This is a genomic window from Pseudonocardia aurantiaca (assembly GCF_039526725.1).
Taxonomy (GTDB): Bacteria; Actinomycetota; Actinomycetes; order Mycobacteriales; family Pseudonocardiaceae; genus Pseudonocardia; species Pseudonocardia aurantiaca.
Genome location: NZ_BAAAJG010000015.1, coordinates 264,982 through 288,320 on the forward strand (window position 1 = coordinate 264,982; position 23,339 = coordinate 288,320).

A 23,339-nucleotide genomic window follows, 5' to 3' on the forward strand; every position below is an offset into this window, starting at 1 on the left:
CGACCCCCTCCCGTTCGGCTCAGCGCAGCGCGAAGCCTCCGTCTATCAGCAGCTCCGCGCCGCAGCAGAACGCGGAGTCCTCGCTGAGGAAGTACTCGACGGCGCGGGCGATCTCCACCGGCGCCGCGAAGCGGCCGAGCACGGTCTCGCGCTTCCACTGCTCGTGCATCTGCGTCTTGAGCGCGTTGAGCGGGGTGTCGACGTAGCCGGGGGAGACGGTGTTGACGCGCACCCCGCGCGGGCCCCACTCGACCGCCAGCGAGCGGCCGAGCGCGCTGACCGCCGCCTTCGAGCTGTTGTAGACGCTCTGCCGCTGCGGGTGGTTGACGATCGCGTTGCCCGACATCGAGGCGATGTTGACGATCGCCCCGCCGCCCCGGGCGAGCAGCTCGCGCCCGAACTCCCGGCAGGTGAGGAACACCCCGCGCAGGTTCACACCCATGACGAGGTCGAACTGCGCCATCGGCATCTCCTCGGCAGGCACGTCGTCCTCGACCACTCCCGCGCAGTTCACCAGCTCGACCGGGCAGTCGTCCGCGGCATAGAGGTCGCGGACGGCGGAGACGACCGACTCCTCGGACAGCAGGTCGATCGAGGCGCCTGCGACACCGTCGGGCAGCCCGTCGAGCCCCGTTCGGTCGAGTCCGTGCACCTGCGCCCCCTGCGCGACGAGGCTCTCGCAGATGGCCCGGCCGATCCCGCCTGCGGCACCGGTGACCGCGATGCGTCGTCCCTCGAAGCGGTTCGTCATCGATCCCACGCTCTCTCTCACGGCGATGTGATGTAGTAGTACTAGCTGAGGGGGCGTCCAAGAGGCAAGATCCTGGCGCCGGCGCCGCCATGCAGGTCGTCCGACCGTTGAGCGGTGTAGTGGAACTACGGGAAGGAGGTGGCCTGATGGCCACCGGGGACGTATTCGCCGACGTGGAGGCGCTCGCGGTCGTGCCCGTCGTCGAGATCGACGACGCGGCGGCGGCCGTCCCGCTCGCCAGCACGCTCGCCGAGGCCGGTCTCCCGGTCGTCGAGGTCACCTTCCGCACCCCGGCCGCCCGCGACGCCGTGGCCGCGATCGCCGCCGAGCTGCCCGACTTCCTGCTCGGCGCCGGCACGCTCGTGCTGCCCGACATGGTCGCCGCGGCCGCCGATGCCGGTGCGCGGTTCGGGGTCTCGCCCGGGCTGTCGAGCGCGTGCCTCGCGGTCGCCGACGAGCACGACCTCCCGTTCGTTCCGGGAGCGGTCACCCCGAGCGAGGTCGGCGGCTGCCTGGAGGCGGGACGCACGACCATCAAGTTCTTCCCTGCGGGGGCCTATGGCGGGGTGGCCACCATCAAGGCGCTCGACGGGCCGTTCGGCTGGACGGGCGCGCGCTTCATGCCGACCGGCGGCGTGCGCCCGGACAACGCTGCGGAGTACCTCGCGCTGCCGAACGTCTTCGCGGTCGGCGGCACCTGGATCGCTCCGCGGGCCGACATCGTCGCGGGCAACTGGGACGCGATCGCCGGGCGTGCCCGCGCGGCCGCGTCGCTCCGGCCCGCCGCCGCCCCGTGAGCGGGGGCGCCCGGTGACCGGACCGGAGCACCCGGACGGCCCGGTGCTGGAGCGGATCACCGCTGGGCTGGAGCGGATGCGGCCCTCGGAGCGGAAGGTCGCCGCCGCGGTGCTCGCCGACCCGGCGGCCGCGGTGCAGCTCGGCATGGCGGGCCTCGCCGAGGCGGCCGGGGTGAGCGAGCCGACCGTGATGCGGTTCTGCACCGGCCTTGGGTTCGACGGGTTCCAGTCGTTCAAGCTCGGGCTGGCGCAGGCGCTTGCCATCGGCATCCCGGTGACGCACTCGGCGATCGAGCCGGACGACCCGGTCGAGGCGATGGCCGGGAAGATCTTCGACCACACGCTGAGCAGCCTCGACCGGACGCGGCGGTCGCTCGACACCGCCGCCGTCGCCCGCGCCGTCGAGCTGCTCGTGCGGGCCCGGTCGGTGCTGTTCGTCGGGCTCGGGGCGTCCGGGATCATCGCGCAGGACGCGCTGCAGCACGCCGTGCTCTTCGGGGTGCCCTGCTCCGCGCCCGCGGACCTGCACCAGCAGTACATGGCCGCCTCGATGTGCACGCCGGGGACGGTGATCGTCGCGATCTCCAACACCGGCCGCACGACGTCGGTGCTGGACGTCTCCGAGCGGGCGCGGGCGGCCGGGGCGTCGGTCGTCGCGGTGACCGGCGGCCCCGGCCCGCTCGCCGATGTCGCCGACGTCGCGCTGATACTGCGCACGTTCGAGGACACCGACATCTACACGCCGACCGTCAGCAGGCTGGCCGGGCTGGTGCTGATCGACATTCTCGCCACGGCCGTCGCGGTGCGCCGCGGGCCCGAGCACCTGGAGCGGCTGCGCGGGATGAAGGAGGAGCTGTCGGCCTTCCGGGGCAGCGCCGGCGGCTCGGCTGGGAGCGCCTGAACGGGCTGCTCAGCCGGTCAGCAGCGGCAGCGTGCGCACCCCGGTCATCTCCGAGCTGGGGAGGAACTCCGGCGGGGTGGCCGGATCCGCGCGCAGGACGGGGAAGCGGTCGAGCAGCATGTCCAGCACGATCCGCCCTTCCAGCCGGGCGAGCGGCGCTCCCAGGCAGAAGTGGATGCCGCGGCCGAAGGCGATGTGCGGGTTCGGGTCGCGCCCCGCGTCGAACTCGTGCGGACGGTCGAACTGCCGTGGGTCCCGGTTCGCCGCAGCGAGCCAGATGGCCACGAGCTGGTCGGGCGGCACGACGTGCCCGCCGATCTCCGTCTCGGTTGTGGTCGCCCGCGCGACCATCGCGAACGGGGTGAGCAAGCGCAGCGACTCCTCGATGGCGGTGGGCAGCAGGGCGCGGTCGGCCCGCACCCGCTGCGCCTGCTCCGGGTTGGCGTCCAGGCACAGGACGGTGCTGCCGAGCAGCAGGGTGGTGGTGATGTGCCCGGCGAGGAGCAGCAGGTTCGCGAAGTTCACGACCTCGGTGTCGCTGAGGCGCACTCCGTCGACCTCGGCCTGCACCAGGTCGGTCAGGAGGTCCTGCTGGGGCCGGGTCCTGCGCTCGGCGGCGTGCCCGCGCAGGTAGTCGGCCATCTCCTTGACCTGGTCGAGCTGCGAGCGCAGTTCGTTCTTCTGCTCCTCCGTGACCTCCACCGGCGACAGCTCGACGGTGCTCCCGGTGATCTGGTCGGCCCACCTCTTGAACAGCGGGCGGTCCGACGCGGGTACGCCGAGCAGGTCGGCGATGACGATCACCGGGAGCGGGTAGGCGAGGTCGGCCACCAGCTCGAGCCGGTCCGGCTCGGCCACGGCGTCCAGCAGTTCCGTGGTGACCTCCCGGATCCGCGGTTCCACGCCGGCCACCATCTTCGGCGTGAACGCGCGGCTCACCAGGTTGCGCAGCTTCCGGTGATCCGGCGGGTCCATCTGCACCAGGTTGCCCTCGGTGAAGCTGGTGTCGATGTCGTCCATCGGGAACAGCCGCACCACATCGGAGGAGAACGTGGCCGGGTCGCTGATGATCCGCACCGCCTCCGGGTGGCCGTGGACGTTCCACACGCCCCGGCTCGCGTCGAACTCGACCGGCCCCCTCTCCTCCCCGCGCATCCAGAAGTGCTGTGGATGGACGTTCCAGTGCTCGGCGCGCATGCCCCGGTCCTTTCCCGTGGTCGATCGGATGCGCCGAGGTTGCAGGGGAGTGCATTCACCGCGGTTTCACCGCGGTTTCAGGGGCCAGGACCAGGGTGTCGCCGGACGCGTCGAAGTCGGTGCCGCGGGTCGTCGTCTCCCATGTCAGGAACTCCGCGCGGGCTTTCTCCAGGTGTTCGGCGACGGCGTCGGCGGCGTCGCTGCCCAGCGCGAGGCGCAGCGGCGGCTGCTCGGCGGCGAGCGCGGTGAGGATCGCCGCCGCGCCCTTCGCGGGGTCGCCGGGCTGGTCGCCGTCGCTCTCCGGCAGTGCGCTGCGGAACGGGCCGATGATGTCGTCGTAGGCCGGGATCGCGACCGACTGGTGCAGGGCCTGCGGGTTCGCGAAGCCCGTGCGGAACGCCCCGGGCTCGACGATGAGGACTCGGATGCCGAAGGCGGCCACCTCGGCTGCGAGAGCCTCCGACAGCCCTTCCAAGGCGAACTTGGTGGCGGAGTAGGCGGACACCCCGGGGAACGTGAGCCGGCCGCCCATGCTGCTCATCTGCACGACGGCGCCGGAACCCTGACGGCGCATGTGCGGCAGGACCGCCCTGGTGAGCGCAGCCGGACCGAAGAAGTGCAGCTCCATGAGATCGCGGAGCTCCCGGTCCGTGGTCTCCTCGACCGCGCCCACCATCCCGCGCCCGGCATTGTTCACCAGGACGTCGATCCGCCCGTACCAGAGGATCACCTCCGCGACCACGGCTGCCGCGCGGACGGCGTCGGTGACGTCCAGCTGTGTCGCGACCACCCGGCCGGGGTGCGCCGCGACGAGGTCGTCCAGCACCTCGGGCCGGCGGGCAGCCGCCACGACGGTGTCTCCCGCGGCGAGCGCGGCCTCGGCAATGGCCCGGCCGAAGCCGGAGGACGCGCCGGTGATGAGCCACACGCGGCCGGTCGGCGTGCGGGCGGAGGAGTTCACTTCGGTACTCATGGTGCCGTTGTCGCAGGTCCGCGCACTGCCGTCCAACACATGTGCGCACCGCTGTCATGAATGCGGCTTATGATTGCTGGCAAATGGAGCTGCGCCAGCTGCGCTACCTCGTGACGATCGCCGACGCCGGCAACATCGGCCGCGCGGCCACCCGGCTCTACGTCAGCCAGCCCGCGCTCTCCTACGCCCTGAAGGCCCTGGAGACGGAGCTGGGCCTGCGGCTGTTCGACCGGCATCGCGGCGGGGTCACCCCCACCGCGGCCGGCCGCGACGTCGTCGCGGAGGCCAGGAAGGCGCTGCGGCAGGCCGACCGGGTCAGCGCCGCGGCCGAGCGGCACCGGCGGGGGCAGACCGGCGTCCTGCGGGTCGGCTTCGCCGCGAGCGGGGCCGCGGAACTGACCACGCGGGCCCGCGCGGAGTTCGCGCGCCGCCACCCCGGCGTGCGTGTGGAGCCCAAGCGATTCGACTGGGGCCAGGAGGCCGACGGGCTCCGGGAGGGGCGGGTGGACGTCGCGTTCGTCTGGCTGCCGAACGACCTCACCGGGCTCCGCGCCGAGGTCGTGCACACCGACCTGCGGGTGGTCGGGCTCGCCGTGACGCACCCGCTCGCCTGCCGGGAGGGGATCTCGGTGCTGGAGATCAACGACGACCCGCTGATGTGGACCGAGCGGGCGCCGCGGGAGTGGGTGGACTGGTGGGCGGTGAACCCGCGCCCCGACGGGTCGAGCCCGCGCTGGGGCCCGACCAATGACAACGTCGAGGAGATGCTTGAACAGGTCGCGGGCGGGACGGCGGTCTGCATCGCGCCGGCCGGGATGGCCCGCTATTACGCCCGCCCCGACCTCGCCTGGGTGCCGATCACCGACGTCGAGCCGATGCGCGTGGCGCTGGCCTGGGTCGAGGGTGCTGAGTCGCCGCTGGTGGCGGGGTTCGCCGCGGTCGTGCGGGAGCTGGCATGCGTGTGATCGGGCCCTGCGTGATCGGGCCCTGCCCGTGTTCGGGTTCAGGGCGCAAGCTCGCGCAGCCGCGCCTCCAGGAACCGCTGCTCGGCGGGGTTCGTGGCCAGCTCGCGCGCCCGCCGGTACGCCGTGACGGCCTCGCGACCGCGGCCCAACCGCCGCAGCAGGTCGCCGCGGGCGGCGTGCAGGAGCCGGTAGCGGTCGAGCCCGCGGATCCCGTCCAGCAGCTCCAACCCGCGTTCCGGCCCCTCGGCCATCGCCACCGCCACCGCGCGGTTGAGCGCCACCACCGGTGACGGCTGCCGCCGCACCAGCTCGTTGTACAGCGCGACGATCCCGCGCCAGTCGGTCTCGGCGGGTGTCGCCGCCGTCGCGTGGACGGCGGCGATCGCGGCCTGCAGCTGGTAGGGGCCCGGCCGGCCGCGCCGCAACGCCGTCGCGACCAGGGCGAGCCCCTCGTCGATCTCGGTCCGGTCCCACCGGCTGCGGTCCTGGTCGTCGAGGAGCACCAGCTCCCCGTCCGGACCCGTGCGGGCATCTCGGCGGGAGTCCTGCAGCAGCATCAGCGCGACCAGCCCGAGCGGCTCGGCCTCGTCGGGCATCAGCGCGGCGAGCAGCTTGCCCAGCCGGACCGCCTCCGCCGCGAGGCCCGGCCGGGACAGGCCGTCACCTCCCGTGGCGAGGTAGCCCTCGGTGAACACCAGGTAGATGACGGCCAGCGCCGCCGCGAGGCGGTCGGGCAGTGCGCCCCCGCCGGGCACGGCGAACCGGATGCCGGCGTCGCGGATCTTGCGTTTCGCCCGGACGAGCCGCTGCGCCATCGTCGCCTCTCCCACGAGGAACGCCCGCGCGATCTGCGCCGCGGTCAGCCCGGCGACGGCGTGCAACGTGAGCGCGATCCGCGCCTCGGGCGCGAGCGCGGGGTGGCAGCAGGTGAACAGCAGGCTGAGCCGGTCGTCGCCGATGCGCTCGAGGCTGTCGGGTAGCTCGTCCGGCCCGGCGTCGGATGGGTCGTCCACCACACCTCCCCGCTGCTCCCACGCGACCTGCGCGTACTTCTGTTCGCGGACCCGAGCCCGGCGGATCTTGTCCAGCGCGGCCCGGCGGGCGACCGTGACCAGCCAGGCAGCCGGGTCGCGCGGCACCCCGTCGGCGGTCCACGACCGCATGGCGGCGGCGAACGCATCCGAGAGGGCGTCCTCGGCGAGCTCGAAGTCACCGAGCCCACGGATCAGCGCCGCCAGCAGGCGGGCCCGATCAGCCCGGTAGACCCGGTCGAGCGCGGCACCCGGCTCGACCGCGTCCGGCTCCGCGGGGGCCGCCAACTACCCCGCCCGGCCCGGCAGCCGCACCTCGAGGATCGGCCGGACCTCCACCGACCCGTCCTGCGCCATCGGGCACCGCGCCGCGTACTCGAGGGCGTGGTCGAGGTCGGTGCAGTCGAGGATGAAGTAGCCGCCGAGCTGCTCGGCCGTCTCCGCGAACGGCCCGTCGGTCACGAGCGGCTCGCCATCGCGGACGCGCACCGTCGTCGCGGAGTCGACCGTGTGCAGCGGGTCGGCGGCCAGGAACACCCCGTCGTCCACGCAGCGCTGCGTGAACGCGTGGATCTCCGCGATCCGCGCGTCCCCCTCCGGCGTGTCCGGTTCGGGGCGGTAGCAGCCGTAGATCAGCAGCATGTAGCGCATGGGCGGAGCCTCCCGTGTCTCTCGCAGCCGCCGCGACGGTAGCGGCACACCCTGAGGACGAACGAGGACCGGCGAACTCGACAGGCATTCGGTGTCGAGCCGGCCGGCCGCCGTTCGTCCTCGGAGTCGACCGCACAGCCCGACCTCACGGAGGACACCATGGACACGATCGCCCGCTACATTCGCGCCCAGGAGGGTTTCGACCGGGTCGTCGCCCAACTGCCGGCCGACCGCTGGGACGGCCCATCGGCCTGCACCGAGTGGACCGCCCGGGACGTGCTGGGCCACGTCGTGTGGGGCCAGGACCTGGTCCGCCACCTCGCGACCGGCCGGCCATTCACGTCCCAGGTGGGGGCGCCGGGTGCGCCGAACCCCGGACAGCTGATCGGCGCCGACCCGCTCGCCACCTGGCGCGCGGCCCGCGCCGCGAGCCTGCCCACCCTCACGCCCACCGCGCTGGCCCGAGTGGTGTCGCTGCGGGCGTTCGGGGACGTGCCGCTCGAGGGGTTCCTGACGGCGCTGGTCACGGACTTCCTCGCGCACACCTGGGACATCGGGTACCCGGCGGGCCTCGACGTCCGGCTCGACCCCGATCTCGTTCCCGGATGCTTCGCCTGGTCCCGCAGGGTCGAGATCCGCGAGCCGGGCGGGATCGGACCCGAGCTGACCCCGCCGCCGGGCGCGGACGAGCAGACCCGGTTCCTGGCCTTCCTCGGGCGCGGCGCGACCGCCGTCGTCGGCTGAGGCTTCCGGCGTGCCGCCCGGCGGCGACAGGCACATAGTGGCGGCATGCCGATCCGCACCGCCGACGCCGTCGTGATCGGTGGCGGTCACCACGGGCTCGTGGCCGCCGCCGTGCTCGCCGACGCCGGCTGGGACGTGTGCCTGCTGGAGTCCGCGGACGTGCTCGGCGGGGCCGTCCGGTCGGCCGAGCTGCACCCCGGGTTCACCGCCGACCTCTTCAGCGCGTTCTACCCGCTGTCGGTCGCCTCGCCCGTGCTGCGTTCCATGGACCTGGAGGCCCACGGGTTGCGCTGGGCGCACGCCCCCGCCGTGCTGGCCCACCCGGTCCGGCCGGGCGGCGAGCCTGCCGCGGTGCTGTACCGCGACCGGGAACGCACCGCCGCCGGTCTCGCCGAGCTGAACCCGCGGGACGGCGAGGCGTGGCTGCGGCTGTGCGAGCAGTGGGACGCGATCGGCGAGCCGATGCTCCGGACGATCTTCACAGCGTTCCCGCCCGTCCGCGGGCCGCTGCAATTGCTGCGCCGGATCGGCACCGCGGAGGCGCTGAGGCTGGCCCGGTTCCTCGCGCTCCCGGCCGGGCGGATGGGGGAGGAGCTCTTCGCATCGGAGGGCGCCCGGCTGCTGCTCACGGGCAACGCCGTGCACGCCGACGCTCCCCCCGACGCCACGGTCAGCGGGGTGTTCGGCTGGCTGCTCGCCATGCTGGGCCAGCATTACGGGTTCCCGGTGCCGGTCGGCGGTTCCGGCGAACTGGCCGCGGCGCTCGCCAGGCGGGCCACGGCGGCCGGGGCAGACTTGCTGACCGGCGAGCACGTCGAGCGCGTCGAGGTGCGTGGCGGGCGTGCGGTGGCGGTGCACACGGCCACCGGGCTGACCGTCCGGGTGCGCCGCGCCGTGGTCGCGGACATCGCCGCGCCGATGCTCTACCGCGACCTGCTCCCCGCCGACGCCCTGCCGCAACGGCTGCACGACGACCTGGAGCACTTCGTCTGGGACACCCCGGTCGTCAAGGTCAACTGGGCACTCGACGGGCCGGTCCCGTGGCGCAACCCCGGCGTCGCGGGCGCGGGCACCGTGCACCTCGGGGTGGACGAGCACGGGATGAACCAGTGGGCGGCCGACATCGAGTCGCAGCGGGTCCCGGCGTCACCGTTCCTGCTGTTCGGGCAGATGACCACGGCCGATCCGACCCGCTCCCCGGAGGGCACGGAAAGCGCCTGGGCCTACACCCACCTTCCCCGGGGGGTCAGCGACGACGAGGCTGCGGGGCAGCTGGCGAAGCGGGTGGACGCCGTGGTCGAGGAGTTCGCCCCGGGATTCGGCGGCCGGGTGCTGGCCCGCACCGTGCAGCGGCCCGGCGACCTGCAGGCGGCCGATCCGAACCTCGTGCACGGCGCCGTAAACGGCGGGACTGCGCAGCTCTACCAGCAGCTCGTGTTCCGGCCGGTGCCCGGGCTCGGCCGCTCGGAGACGGTCGTGGGCGGGCTCTACCTCGGGAGTGCGTCGGCACACCCCGGCGGCGGAGTGCACGGCGTCTGCGGGTGGCTGGCAGCCAGGGCCGCGCTCGGCGAGCACGGTGCGCTCGGGGCGCTGCGGCGCCGCGTCACGTCGGCAGCGCTTGAGCTGGTCTACCGGGCGCCCCCCTCGGCGAGGTAGGCGAGCCGGAGCAGACACTCGGTGTTGCGGGGGGCGATCGCGACCTGCCGGGCCGGGCCGGGGACCACCTTGCCGGGGCCGCTCACGGCGTCTTCGGCCATCTCCACCTGGCAGCTGCCGCCGTGCTCGGTGAGCGTCAGGCGGACGTCCCCCTCGCCCAGCGGCCAGCCACGGACCCGCAGCACCAGCTCCCGCGTCGGCACCGACGCGACGACGGTGGTGGTGTCGTTGATCAGCACCGGCCAGACACCGACGGAGTGGTGGAGCTGCGCGCCCACACCGGGCCAGGTCGCGTCGACGGCCCGCATCCGGGAGGCGCCCACCACCCAGGTCGGGTAGAGCCAGCCGTCGGCCAGCACGGCCCAGACGGCTGAGGTGGGGGCGTTGACGTCACGGCGGACGGTGACCACGCCGGAAGGATAGGTCGGGACGAACCGGGCGGCAGCGCGGGACCACGGCAACCACCCGCGCGAGTAGCGGGAGAGACGCGAGACCAGCGCCCGAATCCAGCGACTCGCACGCACTCACACCCCGACTCGCGCGCACTCACACCCCGACTCGCGGGTGCGGTAGCCCTGCGTTCCGCGAGTCGGGGTCTGGGTGTACGCGAGTCGGGGTCTGGGTGCGCGCGAGTCGCGGCGTAAGTGCGCGCGAGTTGCGGGGGTCAGGGGCGGCGGGTGCGCGCTGTCGGCTCTGCCGTGCTCGGGTCCTCGGGCCAGGAGTGTTTCGGGTAGCGGCCGCGCAGCTCGGCGCGCACCTGCGGGTAGCCGGTGCTCCAGAACGACGCCAGGTCGGCCGTCACCGCGGCCGGACGCCCGGCGGGGGAGAGCAGGTGCAGCACCACGGGCAGCCGCCCGCCCGCGACGGCCGGCGTGTCGGTGGCGCCGAACACCTCCTGCACCCGCACGGCGAGCACCGGGCGGTCCCCGGAGTAGTCGACCGCGATCCGCGATCCGGACGCCACGGTGATCCGCTCCGGGGCCAGCTCGTCCAGCAGCGCGGCCTCCCGCCAGCCCAGCACCGCACGGAGCACCGCGCCGGCGTCGACCCGGGCCAGGTCGGCGCGCGAGCGGGCGGTGGTGAGCGGCCCGGTCCACCAGCGGTCCGGGTCGGCGAGAAGCGCTTCGTCCGAGCCGTCGGGCCACGGGTCGCCGAGCGCACGGTGCAGCGTGGCGAGCCGGTCGCGCAGGCGGCGCGCGGTGTCGGTCCAGCGCAGCAGGCCCATGCCCTCGGCGCGGAGGCCGTCGAGGAGGGCGGCCCGCAGCGCGTCCGGGTCGGGGGCCGGGAGGCGGCGCTCGTCGAGCACGATCGCCCCCAGCCTCCTGACGTGCCGCGCGATCACGTCCCCGTTCTCCCAGCGCACCTCGTCCCCGTCCGCGAGCAGGGCGGGCGCGGCGCGTTCCGCGAGTGCGCGGTCAGCGGCCGCGGCGAGGCGCACCCGCCCGTTCTCGGCTCCGGGGGCGCGGTCGGCGACCGCCACAGCGAGCCACTCCTGGCCCTCCAGCGCCGTGCCCGGCGGCAACTCGACGGCGGTGCCGCCGGCCATCAGATACAGCCGCGACCCCGCCCCGCGCCTGCGGGCGAGCCGCTCAGGATGCGCCAGCGCGACGACCAGGGCGGCCCCGCCCGCTCCCGCGCCGGCGCTGCCACCGTCCACGAGCCTGCGCAGGCGGCTCACCTCGCCCTTCCACCGGCCGGAGCCGGGGGCCGCGCCGGACCGCAGCCGGGCCAGCTCGGGCTCGACCTCCACACCCGCGGCGAGGGTGTCGTCGTCGAGCAGCGCCACCACCTCTGCCGCCGCCCGGGCGCCGACGGCGGCGGAACCGTCGAGGAGCGCGCGGGCGAGCCGCGGATGCAGACCGAGCGCGGCCATCCGGCGCCCCCGGTCCGTCACCGCAGGCACCCCGCCGGCGCCGCCGGTGAGCGCGCCGAGCGCCCGCAGCACCTCCTGCGCGGCACGCAGCGGACCGTCGGGCGGGGCGTCCCACCAGCGCAGGCCCGTGCCGTCGGGGGTGCCCCAGCAGGCGAGGTCGAGCGCGAGCCGGGTGAGGTCGGCGGTCCGGATCTCCGGCTCCGGGTAGCGGGGGAGCAGCTCGCCCTCCGGCCAGCAGCGGTACACCCGGCCCGGCGCCTCGCGGCCCGCCCGCCCGGCGCGCTGCGCGGCGACCGCCGCCGACACCCGCACGGTGACCAGCCCCGCGAGTCCGCGGCGGTGGTCGGTGCGGGGCACGCGGGCGAGCCCGGCGTCCACGACCGCGCGGACGCCAGGCACCGTCAGGCTCGACTCGGCCACGGCCGTGGCCAGCACCACCCGCCTGCGCGGGCCGGGCCGCAGCGCCCGGTCCTGTTCGGCGGCCGGGAGCCGCCCGTGCAGCATCAGCACGTCGGCGGCGGCGTCGGCGTCGACGCCGGACAAGGCCGCGGCGGTCCGCCGGATCTCCGGCACCCCAGGGAGGAACACGAGCACGTCCCCGTCCCCGTCGGCCAGGGCGGTCCGCACGGCCCTGGCTACGCGGGCCTCGATCCGCTCGCCACGCACCGGCGGCGTGTACCGGACGTCGACGGGGTGCGCGGTGCCCTCGACGTGGAGGACCGGCGCGTGCCCCAGCAGCTCGGCCAGCCTGCCGGTGGCGACCGTGGCCGACGTGGCGAGCAGCCGCAGGTCCGGGCGCAGCCCGTCGCGGGCGTCGAGGAGGAGCGCGAGCAGCAGGTCGGCGTCGAGGTGCCGCTCGTGGCACTCGTCGAGCACCACGGTGCTCGTGCCGGCCAGTTCCGGGTCGGCGAGCAGCCTGCGCAGCAGGAGCCCGGACGTCACCACTTCCACGCGGGTGCGGGCCGAGGTCCGGGAGTCGCCGCGCACGGCGTACCCGACGCGCTCGCCGACGTCCTCGCCGAGCAGCGCCGCCATCCGGGCGGCCGCGGCGCGGGCCGCGAGCCTGCGCGGCTCGGCGACCAGCACCTTCCCGTCGCCGGATGCCAGCGCGAGCGGTACCAGGGTGGTCTTGCCCGTGCCCGGCGGCGCGACGAGCACCGCGGACCCGGACCCGGCCAGCGCGTCCGCGACGGACCCGAGCGCGGCGCGGACCGGCAGGTCGGGTAGCTCGGTCGTCGGGAGCACCCGCGAAGTCTGCCCGTGCGGCGGTCAGGCGCCCGCGGGCGCGTCCGGTAGCGGGACCCGCAGCGACGGGCGGCCCGCCGCCCAGCTGTCCAGCACCGCGTCGCCGAAGCGGTCGGCGAGGAACCCGCTCGCCCTGATCCCGAACACGACGTCCGCGGCGAGCGCGGGCTCGGTCGCCAGCAGCGGCGCGATCACCCCGCGCCGCACCAGTTGCTCGTGCACGGCGTCGGCCTCGACGTGCTCGGCGTAGAACTCGACGGCGCGTTCGGACAGGTCCAGCCTGCGCATCGCACGGACGAGCCGGTCCGAGCCGGGGGAGGAGGTCAGTTCCACCGCGGCGAACTGCCCGACGAGCGCCCCGCGCAGGGAGCGGTGCAGCCCGCACAGCGACATCAGGTTGACCTCGGCGAGGGTGGCCGCCGGGGCGGCGTCCACGTACGCCCCGTAGGAGTCGTCGAGGTCGAGCGCCCGCATCATCTCGCCGAACAGGTGCGCGTGCATCCGGTCCGGGTCGCCCGCGCCGTACTCGTCGTGCTCGATCGTCACGAGCGCGGCCTTCGCGGCCCCGTCGAGGCGGGCGATCACCCACGCCTGCGGGTCGGCCTCCTTGAGGTGGTAGAGCGAGCGGTGCGCGACGTACTCGCGGACCTGCCAGCGCTCCCCGTCGCGGCGGAGGTGGTAGGAGACACCCCTCCCGTCCACCGGCTCGACGAGCAGCGACTCCAGCTCGGCGTCGACGTCGCCGCCCGGCTCGACGTCGCTGCGCAGCGCGTCGAGGAAGACCTTCTCGGCCGCGCCGCGGACGGTGAGCAGCACCGGGTCCCACTCGCGGTCGTCGGGCACGCCGGCGAAGCCGCGGTAGTGCAGCTCGTAGAGGCAGTAGAGGGCCAGTTGCAGGTCCTCGCTGTAGGGGTCGGCGCCCTCGACGGGCGGCAGGATCTCCAGCCCCCGGCGCAGCCCCCCGACCACGGCGGCCGAGAGCGGCCCCCGCGGCTCGGGCAGCGCAGGCGGCTCAACGGGACGTGGGGCGCTGCGGCTGAGCACGGTCCTCCTCTGTTCGCACCTTCGTACGGTGGCTGGTGTCGCAGAACGGCTGCCGTCGGCTGCGGCGGCACATGCACAGGGCGCTCACCGGGCGGTCCGAGCGCACCCGCCGCCCGTCGGGCAGCACGACCTCGACGGGGCCCGCCACCAGCATCGGCCCGTCGTCGGTGAGCACGATCTCGCGCGCGGGCTCAGGCACTGGCGCCCACCACCACGAGCTCCTCGAACGTCTGCCCGGGCCGGATCAGCCCGCGCGCCTCCAGCAGGGCCGCGCGGCTCCTCATGACGGGGCCGAACGGGATCGTCGCCCTCGTCAATATCTGTGCGGTGAGGCCTTCCTCGTTCAGGGTCTCGACCGTCAGGTCGGCGTCGCAGACCGCCGAGTGCACGAGCAGCACGTGCCCGTCCGGGGCGAGCACCCCGGTCACGCCGCGGCAGATCCGGTCCAGGAGCGCTCGCCCATCGGGTCCGGCGTCCCAGCAGCGGGCCTTGCGGTGCCGGGGCAGCACCGCGGTCTCCGCGGGCACGTACGGCGGGTTGGCCACGACCAGGCCGTAGCGGTTCCCGGCCACCGGGGCGAACAGGTCACCCCGGTGCACCCGCACCGGCGCCCGGTGCAGCCTGCTGTTCAGCCAGGTCGCCAGCACGGACCGGCGCGACAGGTCCACCGCGGTCACGCACCGGGCGCCGGCATGCGCGGCGGCGACGGCCAGGGCGCCGCTCCCCGTCCCCACGTCGAGCACGTCGCGCCCGCTGGCGTACCCGCCGCGGAGCATCACATCGGTCAAGATCTCGGTATCGCTCTCGGCCCGGTACACCCCGGGCGGGCACAGCACCATCACATGGGTAAATCCCCGGGCCAGGACGCGTCAAACGTGGGTCATCCCGCGTTTCCGCCGTCGGTGACCGCGCTCTCGTGCGCCCGCCCTGCCGAGAGGACCCCCAGGCGCACGCGTTTCGTGACGTTTTCAGATGGTGGGCGAGACCCCGCAGGCGCTTGATCACGGGATGGCATGCTGCGCGCCATGATCGAACCGGGTGGCGACCCCCGCCCTCCCGTCATAGCACCCCCGGCCGCGCAGCCACCTGCCGCCGGGCTCCCGGCCGCCGTCCGGGACTGCTTCGACGCCGTGCCCGCGATGCTCTGGTCGCTGGAGGGGCCGCAGCTACGCGTAACGGCCGCGAACGCCGGCGCACGAGCGAGCGTGGACGACCGTCCGGACCTCCTCGGCGCCTCGTTCCGGGACGTGCTGGTCGAGCCGGACGCGCGCCAGGTGCTCGCGATGCTGGAGGCCGCCGTCGCGGCGGGTGAACCGGCCGCGGGCGAGCAGCGCCGCATGCTGGTCGACGACGACGGCTCCCCGTCCGAGAGCATCCGCACCTGGACCGCATTACCCACCTTTCACGGCGACGGATCGGTCCGCGGGCTCGCCGTCCACGCCGTCGACACCACCGAGCAGTCACGCGCGCGGCTCGCGGCCGAGCAGGCCGCCGCCGCGGCGGAGCAGCGATACCGGGAGGTGCGTGGGACGGCCCACGACTCGGCGCTCGAGCTGCGGCGCACCCTCCTGCCGTCCGGGGTGCCGGTGCTCCCGCGGCTGCGGATGGCGGCCCAGTTCCGGGTGGCCGAGCACCCTCCGGCCGCGGGCGGCGACTGGTTCGACGCGCTCCCGCTCGGTGACGGGCGGGTCGCGCTGCTGGTGGGCGAGGTCGCCGGGCAGGGGGTCGTCGCGGCAGGCGCCATGGGGCAGCTCCGCGCCGTGGCCGTCGAGGCGGTGGCAGCCGGAGAGGAGCCCGCGAGCGTGCTGGGACGGCTGGACCGGTTCGCCGCGATGACCCGGGCCACGCGGGCGGCCACGGTGTGCCTCGCCGTGCTCGACCCCGCGACCGGTGAGCTGACGGTGGGCAGCCACGCGCACCCGGCCCCGCTGGTGGTGGCGGCCGACGGGACCACGCGGTTCCTCGCGGTGGAGCCCGCGTGGCCGCTGGGCACCGGCGGGCCCAAGGCGCAGCTCCTCCACGACCAGATCGCGCCGGGTGACCTGGTGCTGCTCTATACCGACGGGCTCGTCGAGCGGCCCGGGAGGCGGCTCCAGGACACGACGGGCGCGCTCGCCCGCGTGGCGTCGGCGGCCGTTCGTGACCCTGCGGGCGCGGCGCCGGGCGCCCTCGCCGACCGGACGGCGGCCTTGGTGCTCGACCGGCTCGCCTACCTGGAGACCGTCCCTGCGGGCGGCAGTTACCGCGACGACGCCACGCTGCTCGTCGCACACCTCCGCCCGCCCCTCCCGCCGCTGAGGCTGCGCCTGCCGGCCGGGCCGGCGGCACTCGCCCCGCTGCGTCACCAACTCGCTGCCTGGCTCGACGACGCCGGGGTGACGGCGGCCGACGCGGCGTCGGTGCTGCACGCCGCAGGGGAGGCCGCTGCGAACGCCGTCGAGCACGCCTACGCCCCCGGCACGGACGGGTGGGTGGAGGTGCGGGCCCAGGTCACCCGCGCCGGCGAGGTGCGGGTGACCGTGCGCGACGGCGGGACGTGGCGCGACCCCGCCACGGGCGCCGCGGGCCGGGGCCGCGGGATGCTGCTGATGCGCGAGCTGGTCGACGACGTCGGCGTCCGCTCCGACGCCGAGGGCACCGCCGTCACGTTGACGCACCGGGTGGAGCGCCCTGCGCTCGGCGGGCCGGTGGCGCCGGTCGCCACCACCGAGCCAGAGGACCTCACCGTGGCGGTGACCGGCGGGGAGGTGCAGGTCGCCGGCCCGGTGGACCTCGCGACGGCCGGGCGCTTGCGCCCCGCGCTGCACTCGGCGCTGGGGCGCGGCGCCGCTGGGCTGGTGGTCGACCTGACCGGCGTAACGCATCTGGCGGCGGCAGGTGTGCACCTGCTCCAGGAGCTGGCAGCCCGGGATCCCGACCTGCGCCTCGTGGCCCCGCCGGAGACGGAGGCCCGCAGAGTGCTGACCCTGACCGGCCTCGGCAAGAGCATCGCTGAACGAAGGTCCTAGAGCGTCTCGATCTCCTCCAGCCGCGCCCGCGCGCGTGCCGTGCGGGTCGCCGCCACGCCCGCCGCCCGGAGAGACGCCTTGGCCGCCGTCTCCGCGTCACGGGCCGCGGCCGTGGCGGCTCGCTCCTGCTCCCGGGCGGCGTCCAGGGCCGCGGTGAGCTCGGCCACCCGGCTGCGGGCCTCGTCGCGGGCGGTGGCGGTGTCCTCGCGGGCGGCCTCGTCGGCGTCCTGACGGGCGCGGGCCGCGGCCTCCTCGTCCTCGGCCTGGGCGAGCGCCTCCTCGCGGCGCTCCCGCTCGGCCCGGAGCCGCTCGATCCGCGCGCGTTCGGCCGCCTCCGCGGCGTCCGCGTCGAGCTCGGCGCTCGGCTCAGCGGCCTCGGGGACCTCGCGAGGGGGAGCCGGCGGCCGCGGGGCGGGCATCGGCACGGCGTCGGGATCGGCCTCGGGGCCGAAGCCGGTGTAGCTGAGGCTGCGGGTCAGCCGCCCCGAGCGCACCTGCTCGGCGATCTCGGGACGTGCGAGGGCGGCGTCCAGGATGCCGTGCAGCTCGCGGAGCACGCTCTCGGCTGCGGGGTCGCCCGCCTCCTGCGCCAGCCGCCCGGCCTCCCGGGCCATGGCGGCGACGAACTGGTGGCGCTTCGCCGTCAGCTGGCGCAGCGCGGCGCCGTCGAGGGTGCGCTGGGCGTCGGCGAGCCCGCCCGCGAGCCCCAGCAGGCCCTCCAGTTGTGCGGAGCGGTGGCGGGCGAGCAGGTTGGCGAGCCAGGCCGCTTTGGTGGGCCTGCGGAGGCGGCCGATCGCCTTCGCCAGCTCCCGGTCGCCCCGAGCGCGTGCCTCCGTCACCGCGGCGTCGCGGCCTCCGACGAAGTCGTCCGGCAGGAGCCCGTAGAGCTGCTCGGCGACCGCGTCGAGCGCGGCAGCCGTGTCGGTGCCGCTGCTCGGGTCGGCGTTCGTCGCGGCGTCGCGGGTCTCGGCGTCGGCGGGCACACGTCGACCTTAGGGGGGACTTCAGGGGGAGGGGGAAGATCCCCGCTCGTTCGCGCGAAGGTTTACTCTCGAGTAGCACGGAGACGGGCGGCACCCCCCGGGCCGCCCCCCGTGCCCCGGCGGCCGCTTCCCCACCCCTCGAGAGGCGGCCGCCGGCCCACCCCCGGGTGGTCGTCGCGTGCACCTGGGGTGCCACCGGGCACCCTGCACGTATGACGTCCGAGATCGCGCTGCCGGTGCCGGTGGCCCCCATGCTGGCCATCGCGGGGGACCCGCCGACGGGTCCGGGATGGGCGTTCGAGTTCAAGTGGGACGGCGTGCGGGCCGTCACGGGTGTCTCGGGCACCGCGGTGCGGGCGCAGAGCCGCCTCGGCAACGACATCACTACCGGCTACCCCGAACTGAGCGACCTCGTGGACCTGCTCGACGGGCGTCAGGCGCTCCTCGACGGCGAGCTCGTCGCGCTCGACGCTTCCGGCCGGCCCGATTTCGGCACGCTTCAGCACCGCATGCACGTCCGGGAGCCCGCGCCCGACTTGGTCGAGCGCGTGCCGGTCACCTACCTCGTGTTCGACGTCCTGCACCTCGACGGCACCTCGTTGCTCCGCGAGCCCTACGACCGGCGCCGTGAGCTGCTGGAGGGCCTCGGCCTCGACGGCGCCCGGGTTCGGGTGCCGCCCGTGAACCCCGGGGTGTCCGGGCAGCAGCTCCTCGGGGTGGCCAAGGCGCACCGGTTGGAGGGTGTGGTGGGCAAGCGCCGCAGCTCCCGGTACGAGCCCGGGAGGCGGTCGACGGCGTGGATCAAGACGGCCGTGCTGCACACGCAGGAGGTGGTGATCGGCGGCTGGACCGCGGGGGAGGGCCGCCGGGCCTCGACCATCGGCGCGCTGTTGCTCGGCGCGTACGACGAGCGGGGCGAGCTGCGCTATCTCGGCCACGTGGGCACGGGGTTCACCGAGGCGGCGCTGCAGCACCTGCTGGGCGAGCTGACCGCACGCGAGCAGACCTCCAGCCCGTTCGACGAGGACGTGCCCCGCCTCGAGGCACGGAAGGCCCGCTGGGTGCGACCGGAGCTGGTCGGCGAGGTCGTCTACCGCGTGCTCACCGCCGAGGGCAGGCTCCGGCACGCGGCCTGGCGCGGGCTGCGAGTGGACAAGCGGCCCGAGGACGCGGTGCTCCCGCGAGGCGAGTGACCCTCCTAGCCCGACCGGTCGGCCAGCCGTCGCTGAAGCGCGAGCAGCACAGGCGGCGTCACCAGCTCCACCACCGTGAGGGCCCGGAACAACGGGTGCGGCAGGCCCGACCGGCGCATTGCGAGCAGCCGCGCGACGCCACCCGCGAACGTCGTCGCGGCGACCGCGCGCACGGCGCTCTCGTTCCGTTCGGGGGCGGCGGCGACGCGCCACATGGTCGCTCCGGCGGCGACCCACCACGCCGCGTAGAAGCGCAGCACGCTGTCGGTGCTCGGGGCGACCTCGCCACCGCCGGGCACCGCGGCGGAACCGCGCGCCACCACTCCTGCTCCGGTCGCCACGGCGACGAGCGCCGAGCCGCGCAGGAGACCCTGCACGACCCGGCGCGTGGCGGGCGATCTCGATGCGTCCACGGCGCCGACCCTGCCAGAGGGGCGCCGGTCCTGATCTTCCGGTCAGGCGTTTGCCACCTGCCATGCGCCGTTGGACCTCGGGGGTGGCCTCGCCGCTCGAAACGGATCGCACACGGCGACCGGGAGTCCCTGCCCTGTTCAGCCGCGCGCCCTGCTCAGGTGCGCCCTGTTCAGCTGGGGTCGCGGGCCGGATTCCAGTCGTTGGCCACTTCCATGGCGTGACGCAGGCGGCGCATCTCCACCTCGTCCTGGTCGATCTCCTCGCCGGGATCGGCCGCGGGGAGGTCCGTCCGCTCCGGCGGGTCGTCGGCGGCGGGTGGCTCGGCCGCCGCCCATTCCCCGCGGTTCGCGCCGTGCGGGCCGAGCTGACCCTGTAGTTGCCCGGTGAGTGCCTCGTCCATGCGAGGGCCGTGCTCGGCACTACCGCGTTCCATCGGTCTCCTTTCCACGCTTCCGCCGCCGCACCAGCGTGATCAGCAGTAACGCCAACACGACGGCCATGCCCGTCACGAGCGCAGGGCGTTCCCGCAGCGTGCTCTGCACGACCGGCGCGGTCTCGGCGATGGTCTCCCTGGCGTGCGCCACCTGCTCGTGCACACGCTGGGCGGTCTCCTCGCGCTTCTCCCGCAGGCGGGAGGGCACGTCGGACCGGCGGGCCAACTCCTCGACGGTCTCGCCGAGCTCCGCCCGCAGCTCCTCGATCTCCACGCGCAGCTCGTTGGGGGACCGCTCCCCGGAGCGCTCCGTCCCGGTCATCGGCGCACCGCGCTCTTCACGATCTCGACGTCGCGCTGAAGGCTCTCGACGGCGTTTTCGGGCATCGCAGGTGTCGCTCGCTTCAACTGGCTGCGGCCCGCCAGCGCGAGCACACTTCCCACGATCAGCAGCGCGACACCGACGATCAGCGCCGCGAGCCAGACGGGCAGCACGAGCGCCAGGGCCGCGATGGCCGCCGCGATGAGGGCACCGAGGCCGTAGAGCGCGACGACCCCGCCCGTTCCGGCGAGCCCGGCTCCCGTACCTGCCCGTTTGCCCTTCTCGGTGAGTTCCGTCTTGGCGAGTTCCAGCTCGCCGCGCATGAGCTCGGAGAGCTGGGTGGCCAGCCGCTTGACCAGCTCACCTGTCGGGAGCGTGCTGAGGTCGGTCCGCGCGATCGCGGGCGCGGCGCCGATGGTGGGGTGGCCGTCCGTCCGGCCGGCGCCGTCGGGGGCGGCCGTGCCTGCCGTGCCGGTCGTTCCTGCCGTGCCGGTTGTGACCGGCGGGCCGACGAGCGGGTCGGGGAGCACCGGACCGCGCTGCGCCGGCACCTGCGGCGCCGCGGTGCGGGTGCCGCTCCTGTCCTCACGAACGGTCTGCGAGCTCATGACGTTTGGCCTACCCCCAGGTCGGCCTGGCCTAACACCGCTCACCGGTCTAACAGCATTCACCCGGCTCGCTGCGGGGCCGATCCCGCGGCCCATTCCATGATCAGCAGCACGAGCTCAGCCCGAGGGCGGCCTTCGCGGCCTGCGCCACCACCTCGCGCTCACGGCTCGGCCGCCCGCAGCGCGAGCACCCGGTCCCGGTCGGTGCACCTGTTCGAGTCCCACACGTCCCGTCCAGTTCCCGCCCGGCGCCCATTCCCACCCGATCGTCCATCCGCAGCCGACGGGCGGTCGATGACGTCGGGTGACCGGGCGACAGCTACGGTAGCCGCGACGGTTGGTGTTTGATCATCGGGCGGAACGTGGAAAACCAGGGTATGGAGCAGGACGTCCCAGGCCAGACCGCCGCCGGCCACGTCGAGTTCGTCCACCGCAGCTGGCCTGCCGACCCGGAGCAGCTGGTGATGATCCGGCGCGAGCTGGGCGGTTGGCTCGCGCCGCTCGCGCTCAGCGAGGTGGAGACGGCCGACGTCGTGCTCGCCGTCGACGAGGCCGCCGCGAACGCCGTGCGCCACGCCTACGGCCCCGACGAGTCCGGCGTCGTCGAGCTCACGCTCTGGACCGAGAAAGGCACGCTGTGCATCGAGGTGGTCGACCACGGAAGCTGGCGCCCGCCCGCGGAGAAACCGACCCAGGGCGGGCGGGGCATCCCCCTCATGAGCCACATGTCGGAGTCGGTCCTGATCCACTACGACGGCCGGGGCAGCCGTGTGCTGCTCCGCCACCGCATCCCGGCCGCGCGCAAGCCGGAGCGCTAGGCCGCGTGAGCGCCCGGCGCCCGCGGGTACCCGGGTGGCATGGGACGGCAGGAGAAACGACGCACCCGCGCCGAGTACGAGCACGGACTACCCGGCTACCACGACCCCACCGCCCGGTTCGGGGGCGCCGCGCCCGCCCAGAGCGCGCTGACGCTGCGGGCGGTGCTCGCCGTGTTCGGCCTCGCATTCGGGGTCGGGGCGGCCGTCTTCGGATTCTTCGCCGGGTTTCCCGTGATCGGCTGGCTGATGGTGGTCGTCGCCGTCATCGCGCTCGCCGACCTCGCCTGGGTGCTCTACCGGAAGTGGCGCGGCGAGCCCGGCTAGGAGCGCGGTCCATGACACTAGTGCGGTGGCCACGAACGTTGCCGGGGTGATCGCGGGATCAGAACGGCGCCTCGCAAGGCGCCCCCGCACCCTCGTACCGGGCGTACTTGGGTGCGGGGGCAACGCGGCGAGGCGTCGTTCTGGCCCGCGAGGACCCGGTGGACGTTTGTGGCCACCGCACTAGTAGTACTTTGTTATGTGTGTCGCTCCCGCTGATCCGGCTTGCCGTGTGATCTTGTTACGGCTGTGACGCCGGAGGAGATGGACCAGGTCAGGCCGCGTCTGGAGGCGTTCGCGGCCGAGATGCTCGGTGGGTTGGCCCGGTCGGACCAGCGGGCCAAGGGTGAGCTGTATCTGCGCGGGTTGATGCTGGATGGCAAGCGCAAGTCGATGCAGCCGATGGCGGCCCGGCTCGGTGTGGATCATCAGCGGCTCCAGCAGTTCGTCACCTCCTCCACCTGGGATCATGTCGAGGTTCGTAAACGGGTCGCCCGGTGGGCCGATGGGTTCATCGATCCCGAGGCCTACGTCATCGACGACAGCGGTTTCCCCAAGGACGGAGCCGACTCGCCCGGGGTGGCACGCATGTATTCCGGGACGTTGGGGAAGGTCGGGAACTGCCAGATCGGGGTCAGCGTGCACGCGGTGACCGACTGGGCCTCGGCAGCGATCGACTGGCAGTTGTTCCTGCCGAAATCGTGGGACGACACCACGACCACCGATGCCGACATTGCCGCCGACATCAGGCGACGTCGGGCTCGGTGCAAGATCCCCGAGCAGGTGCGGCATCGGGAGAAATGGCGACTGGCGCTGGACATGCTCGACCGGGTCCTCGGCGAGGAACGTGACGGCGGCTGGGGCCTGCCCGGGCGGACCGTCGTGGCCGACGCCGGCTACGGCGACAGCACCGAGTTCCGCCTCGGCCTGGCCGACCGCGGGCTGCCCTACGTGGTCGCGGTCAAACCCGCGACCAGCGCCTATCCGGGCGACGCCGCACCCAGTGCGCCGCCGTATGCCGGTCGCGGCCGCCCGCCGGTGCCGCGGTATCGCGACGACCCGGACAGCCTCGCCGGCCTCGCCGTCGCCGCCGGCCGCCGGGCGCTGCACCGCGTCACCTGGCGCCACGGCTCCCGCCGCAACCCCCGCAATCCCACCGCCGCGATGCGCTCGCGTTTCATGGCGTTGCGGGTACGACCGGCCAACCGCGACATCCCCCGCCACCCCGACGGCAGCCTCGACGAATGCTGGCTGCTCGTCGAATGGCCACCCGGAAAGCCCGAACCCACCGACTACTGGCTGTCCACCCTGCCGACTGAGACCCCGCTGCGCGACCTGGTCCGCCTGGCCAAGATCCGCTGGCGCATCGAACACGACTACCGCGAACTGAAAGACGGCCTCGGCCTGGACC

At 74.6% G+C, this 23,339-nt stretch carries 25 protein-coding genes; 10 read left to right on the top strand and 15 right to left on the bottom strand.

Features of this window, described 5'->3' with window-relative positions; genetic code table 11:
- Positions 1–19 precede the first annotated feature (19 nt).
- On the bottom strand, positions 20–751 hold the full coding sequence (locus tag ABD143_RS23460) for an SDR family NAD(P)-dependent oxidoreductase (protein WP_343982304.1): 732 nt from the start codon (positions 749–751) through the stop codon (positions 20–22).
- A 146-nt stretch (positions 752–897) separates the two neighbouring features.
- Between ABD143_RS23460 and eda the strand changes: the two genes are divergently transcribed.
- Both eda and ABD143_RS23470 read left to right on the top strand, forming a co-directional pair.
- Positions 898–1,548, top strand: a complete 651-nt coding sequence (gene eda / locus ABD143_RS23465) for a bifunctional 4-hydroxy-2-oxoglutarate aldolase/2-dehydro-3-deoxy-phosphogluconate aldolase (protein ID WP_343982306.1) — start codon at positions 898–900, stop codon at positions 1,546–1,548.
- 13 nt (positions 1,549–1,561) lie between these two features.
- Entirely contained in the window at positions 1,562–2,449 is an 888-nt protein-coding gene (locus tag ABD143_RS23470) for an SIS domain-containing protein (RefSeq protein ID WP_343982308.1), read from the top strand.
- 9 nt (positions 2,450–2,458) lie between these two features.
- On the opposite strand, the gene ABD143_RS23475 is transcribed toward ABD143_RS23470, so the two are convergent.
- Positions 2,459–3,646, bottom strand: coding sequence for a cytochrome P450 (locus ABD143_RS23475; RefSeq protein ID WP_343982310.1), 1,188 nt, complete (start codon positions 3,644–3,646; stop codon positions 2,459–2,461).
- Positions 3,647–3,701: 55 nt separating this feature from the next.
- On the bottom strand, positions 3,702–4,619 hold the full coding sequence (locus tag ABD143_RS23480; RefSeq protein WP_343982312.1) for an oxidoreductase: 918 nt from the start codon (positions 4,617–4,619) through the stop codon (positions 3,702–3,704).
- An 83-nt stretch (positions 4,620–4,702) separates the two neighbouring features.
- Between ABD143_RS23480 and ABD143_RS23485 the strand changes: the two genes are divergently transcribed.
- On the top strand, positions 4,703–5,584 hold the full coding sequence (locus ABD143_RS23485) for a LysR family transcriptional regulator (RefSeq protein WP_343982314.1): 882 nt from the start codon (positions 4,703–4,705) through the stop codon (positions 5,582–5,584).
- 38 nt (positions 5,585–5,622) lie between these two features.
- Here ABD143_RS23485 and ABD143_RS23490 read toward each other — a convergent pair whose 3' ends face one another.
- Together ABD143_RS23490 and ABD143_RS23495 are read right to left on the bottom strand one after the other, a co-directional pair.
- Positions 5,623–6,903 (bottom strand): RNA polymerase sigma factor, encoded by a 1,281-nt coding sequence (locus ABD143_RS23490; protein WP_343982316.1) that lies wholly within the window; start codon positions 6,901–6,903, stop codon positions 5,623–5,625.
- Positions 6,904–7,266 (bottom strand): YciI family protein, encoded by a 363-nt coding sequence (locus ABD143_RS23495; RefSeq protein WP_343982318.1) that lies wholly within the window; start codon positions 7,264–7,266, stop codon positions 6,904–6,906.
- Positions 7,267–7,425: 159 nt separating this feature from the next.
- On the opposite strand from ABD143_RS23495, the gene ABD143_RS23500 reads away from it, so the two are divergent.
- Both ABD143_RS23500 and ABD143_RS23505 read left to right on the top strand, forming a co-directional pair.
- Entirely contained in the window at positions 7,426–8,010 is a 585-nt protein-coding gene (locus tag ABD143_RS23500) for a TIGR03086 family metal-binding protein (protein ID WP_343982320.1), read from the top strand.
- Positions 8,011–8,055: 45 nt separating this feature from the next.
- Positions 8,056–9,666: a phytoene desaturase family protein gene (locus ABD143_RS23505; RefSeq protein ID WP_343982322.1), complete on the top strand. Its 1,611-nt coding sequence runs from the start codon at positions 8,056–8,058 to the stop codon at positions 9,664–9,666.
- Here ABD143_RS23505 and ABD143_RS23510 read toward each other — a convergent pair.
- The 5 genes from ABD143_RS23510 to ABD143_RS23530 all read right to left on the bottom strand — a co-directional run bounded on the left by ABD143_RS23510 (position 9,639) and on the right by ABD143_RS23530 (position 14,667).
- Positions 9,639–10,076 carry an SRPBCC family protein gene (locus ABD143_RS23510; RefSeq protein WP_343982324.1) on the bottom strand — a complete coding sequence of 146 codons (438 nt, stop codon included), beginning with the start codon at positions 10,074–10,076 and terminating at the stop codon, positions 9,639–9,641. The two genes, ABD143_RS23505 and ABD143_RS23510, sit on opposite strands and share 28 nt — an antisense overlap.
- Before the next feature lie 254 nt (positions 10,077–10,330).
- Positions 10,331–12,784, bottom strand: a complete 2,454-nt coding sequence (hrpB, locus tag ABD143_RS23515; protein ID WP_343982326.1) for an ATP-dependent helicase HrpB — start codon at positions 12,782–12,784, stop codon at positions 10,331–10,333.
- 24 nt (positions 12,785–12,808) lie between these two features.
- Positions 12,809–13,828, bottom strand: coding sequence for an iron-containing redox enzyme family protein (locus ABD143_RS23520; RefSeq protein WP_343982329.1), 1,020 nt, complete (start codon positions 13,826–13,828; stop codon positions 12,809–12,811).
- A complete protein-coding gene (locus ABD143_RS23525) occupies positions 13,797–14,027 on the bottom strand; it encodes a CDGSH iron-sulfur domain-containing protein (protein WP_379660069.1) in 231 nt (76 codons plus the stop codon). Before ABD143_RS23525 ends, ABD143_RS23520 begins: the two co-directional genes overlap by 32 nt.
- Positions 14,020–14,667: a HemK2/MTQ2 family protein methyltransferase gene (locus tag ABD143_RS23530; protein ID WP_343982849.1), complete on the bottom strand. Its 648-nt coding sequence runs from the start codon at positions 14,665–14,667 to the stop codon at positions 14,020–14,022. Before ABD143_RS23530 ends, ABD143_RS23525 begins: the two co-directional genes overlap by 8 nt.
- A gap of 186 nt (positions 14,668–14,853) precedes the next feature.
- On the opposite strand from ABD143_RS23530, the gene ABD143_RS23535 reads away from it, so the two are divergent.
- Positions 14,854–16,836 carry a SpoIIE family protein phosphatase gene (locus ABD143_RS23535; protein ID WP_343982331.1) on the top strand — a complete coding sequence of 661 codons (1,983 nt, stop codon included), beginning with the start codon at positions 14,854–14,856 and terminating at the stop codon, positions 16,834–16,836.
- Here ABD143_RS23535 and ABD143_RS23540 read toward each other — a convergent pair.
- Positions 16,833–17,819: a hypothetical protein gene (locus tag ABD143_RS23540; protein ID WP_343982334.1), complete on the bottom strand. Its 987-nt coding sequence runs from the start codon at positions 17,817–17,819 to the stop codon at positions 16,833–16,835. The genes ABD143_RS23535 and ABD143_RS23540 overlap by 4 nt on opposite strands.
- 212 nt (positions 17,820–18,031) lie before the next feature.
- Between ABD143_RS23540 and ligD the strand changes: the two genes are divergently transcribed.
- Positions 18,032–19,012: a non-homologous end-joining DNA ligase gene (gene ligD, locus ABD143_RS23545; RefSeq protein ID WP_343982336.1), complete on the top strand. Its 981-nt coding sequence runs from the start codon at positions 18,032–18,034 to the stop codon at positions 19,010–19,012.
- Positions 19,013–19,017: 5 nt separating this feature from the next.
- Here the strand turns inward: ligD and ABD143_RS23550 are convergent, their stop codons facing one another.
- The 4 genes from ABD143_RS23550 to ABD143_RS23565 all read right to left on the bottom strand — a co-directional run bounded on the left by ABD143_RS23550 (position 19,018) and on the right by ABD143_RS23565 (position 20,789).
- Positions 19,018–19,425, bottom strand: a complete 408-nt coding sequence (locus ABD143_RS23550) for a DUF4345 domain-containing protein (RefSeq protein WP_343982340.1) — start codon at positions 19,423–19,425, stop codon at positions 19,018–19,020.
- A 170-nt stretch (positions 19,426–19,595) separates the two neighbouring features.
- Positions 19,596–19,859, bottom strand: coding sequence for a hypothetical protein (locus tag ABD143_RS23555; RefSeq protein WP_343982342.1), 264 nt, complete (start codon positions 19,857–19,859; stop codon positions 19,596–19,598).
- Positions 19,846–20,181: a DUF3618 domain-containing protein gene (locus ABD143_RS23560; RefSeq protein WP_343982345.1), complete on the bottom strand. Its 336-nt coding sequence runs from the start codon at positions 20,179–20,181 to the stop codon at positions 19,846–19,848. Before ABD143_RS23560 ends, ABD143_RS23555 begins: the two co-directional genes overlap by 14 nt.
- The gene (locus tag ABD143_RS23565) at positions 20,178–20,789 is read right to left on the bottom strand and encodes a phage holin family protein (protein WP_343982348.1); all 612 of its coding nucleotides are present in this window, start codon (positions 20,787–20,789) and stop codon (positions 20,178–20,180) included. Before ABD143_RS23565 ends, ABD143_RS23560 begins: the two co-directional genes overlap by 4 nt.
- A gap of 362 nt (positions 20,790–21,151) precedes the next feature.
- On the opposite strand from ABD143_RS23565, the gene ABD143_RS23570 reads away from it, so the two are divergent.
- The 3 genes from ABD143_RS23570 to ABD143_RS23580 form a co-directional block, all read left to right on the top strand.
- Positions 21,152–21,607: an ATP-binding protein gene (locus ABD143_RS23570; protein ID WP_343982350.1), complete on the top strand. Its 456-nt coding sequence runs from the start codon at positions 21,152–21,154 to the stop codon at positions 21,605–21,607.
- Positions 21,608–21,646: 39 nt separating this feature from the next.
- Positions 21,647–21,931: a hypothetical protein gene (locus ABD143_RS23575; protein WP_343982352.1), complete on the top strand. Its 285-nt coding sequence runs from the start codon at positions 21,647–21,649 to the stop codon at positions 21,929–21,931.
- Positions 21,932–22,192: 261 nt separating this feature from the next.
- Positions 22,193–23,339, top strand: a 1,147-nt coding sequence (locus ABD143_RS23580) for an IS701 family transposase (protein WP_425563745.1), incomplete at its 3' end; no start/stop codon positions are given.

Coding starts and splice junctions, on each gene's coding strand:
- ligD (WP_343982336.1), top strand. CDS start 18,032: ATGACGTCCGAGATCGCGCTGCCGGTGCCGGTGGCCCCCATGCTGGCC.
- ABD143_RS23495 (WP_343982318.1), bottom strand. CDS start 7,266: ATGCGCTACATGCTGCTGATCTACGGCTGCTACCGCCCCGAACCGGAC.
- ABD143_RS23480 (WP_343982312.1), bottom strand. CDS start 4,619: ATGAGTACCGAAGTGAACTCCTCCGCCCGCACGCCGACCGGCCGCGTG.
- ABD143_RS23530 (WP_343982849.1), bottom strand. CDS start 14,667: ATGGTGCTGTGCCCGCCCGGGGTGTACCGGGCCGAGAGCGATACCGAG.
- eda (WP_343982306.1), top strand. CDS start 898: ATGGCCACCGGGGACGTATTCGCCGACGTGGAGGCGCTCGCGGTCGTG.
- ABD143_RS23505 (WP_343982322.1), top strand. CDS start 8,056: ATGCCGATCCGCACCGCCGACGCCGTCGTGATCGGTGGCGGTCACCAC.
- ABD143_RS23560 (WP_343982345.1), bottom strand. CDS start 20,181: ATGACCGGGACGGAGCGCTCCGGGGAGCGGTCCCCCAACGAGCTGCGC.
- ABD143_RS23475 (WP_343982310.1), bottom strand. CDS start 3,646: ATGCGCGCCGAGCACTGGAACGTCCATCCACAGCACTTCTGGATGCGC.
- ABD143_RS23500 (WP_343982320.1), top strand. CDS start 7,426: ATGGACACGATCGCCCGCTACATTCGCGCCCAGGAGGGTTTCGACCGG.
- ABD143_RS23460 (WP_343982304.1), bottom strand. CDS start 751: ATGACGAACCGCTTCGAGGGACGACGCATCGCGGTCACCGGTGCCGCA.
- ABD143_RS23485 (WP_343982314.1), top strand. CDS start 4,703: ATGGAGCTGCGCCAGCTGCGCTACCTCGTGACGATCGCCGACGCCGGC.
- ABD143_RS23535 (WP_343982331.1), top strand. CDS start 14,854: ATGATCGAACCGGGTGGCGACCCCCGCCCTCCCGTCATAGCACCCCCG.
- ABD143_RS23565 (WP_343982348.1), bottom strand. CDS start 20,789: ATGAGCTCGCAGACCGTTCGTGAGGACAGGAGCGGCACCCGCACCGCG.
- ABD143_RS23575 (WP_343982352.1), top strand. CDS start 21,647: ATGGGACGGCAGGAGAAACGACGCACCCGCGCCGAGTACGAGCACGGA.
- ABD143_RS23555 (WP_343982342.1), bottom strand. CDS start 19,859: ATGGAACGCGGTAGTGCCGAGCACGGCCCTCGCATGGACGAGGCACTC.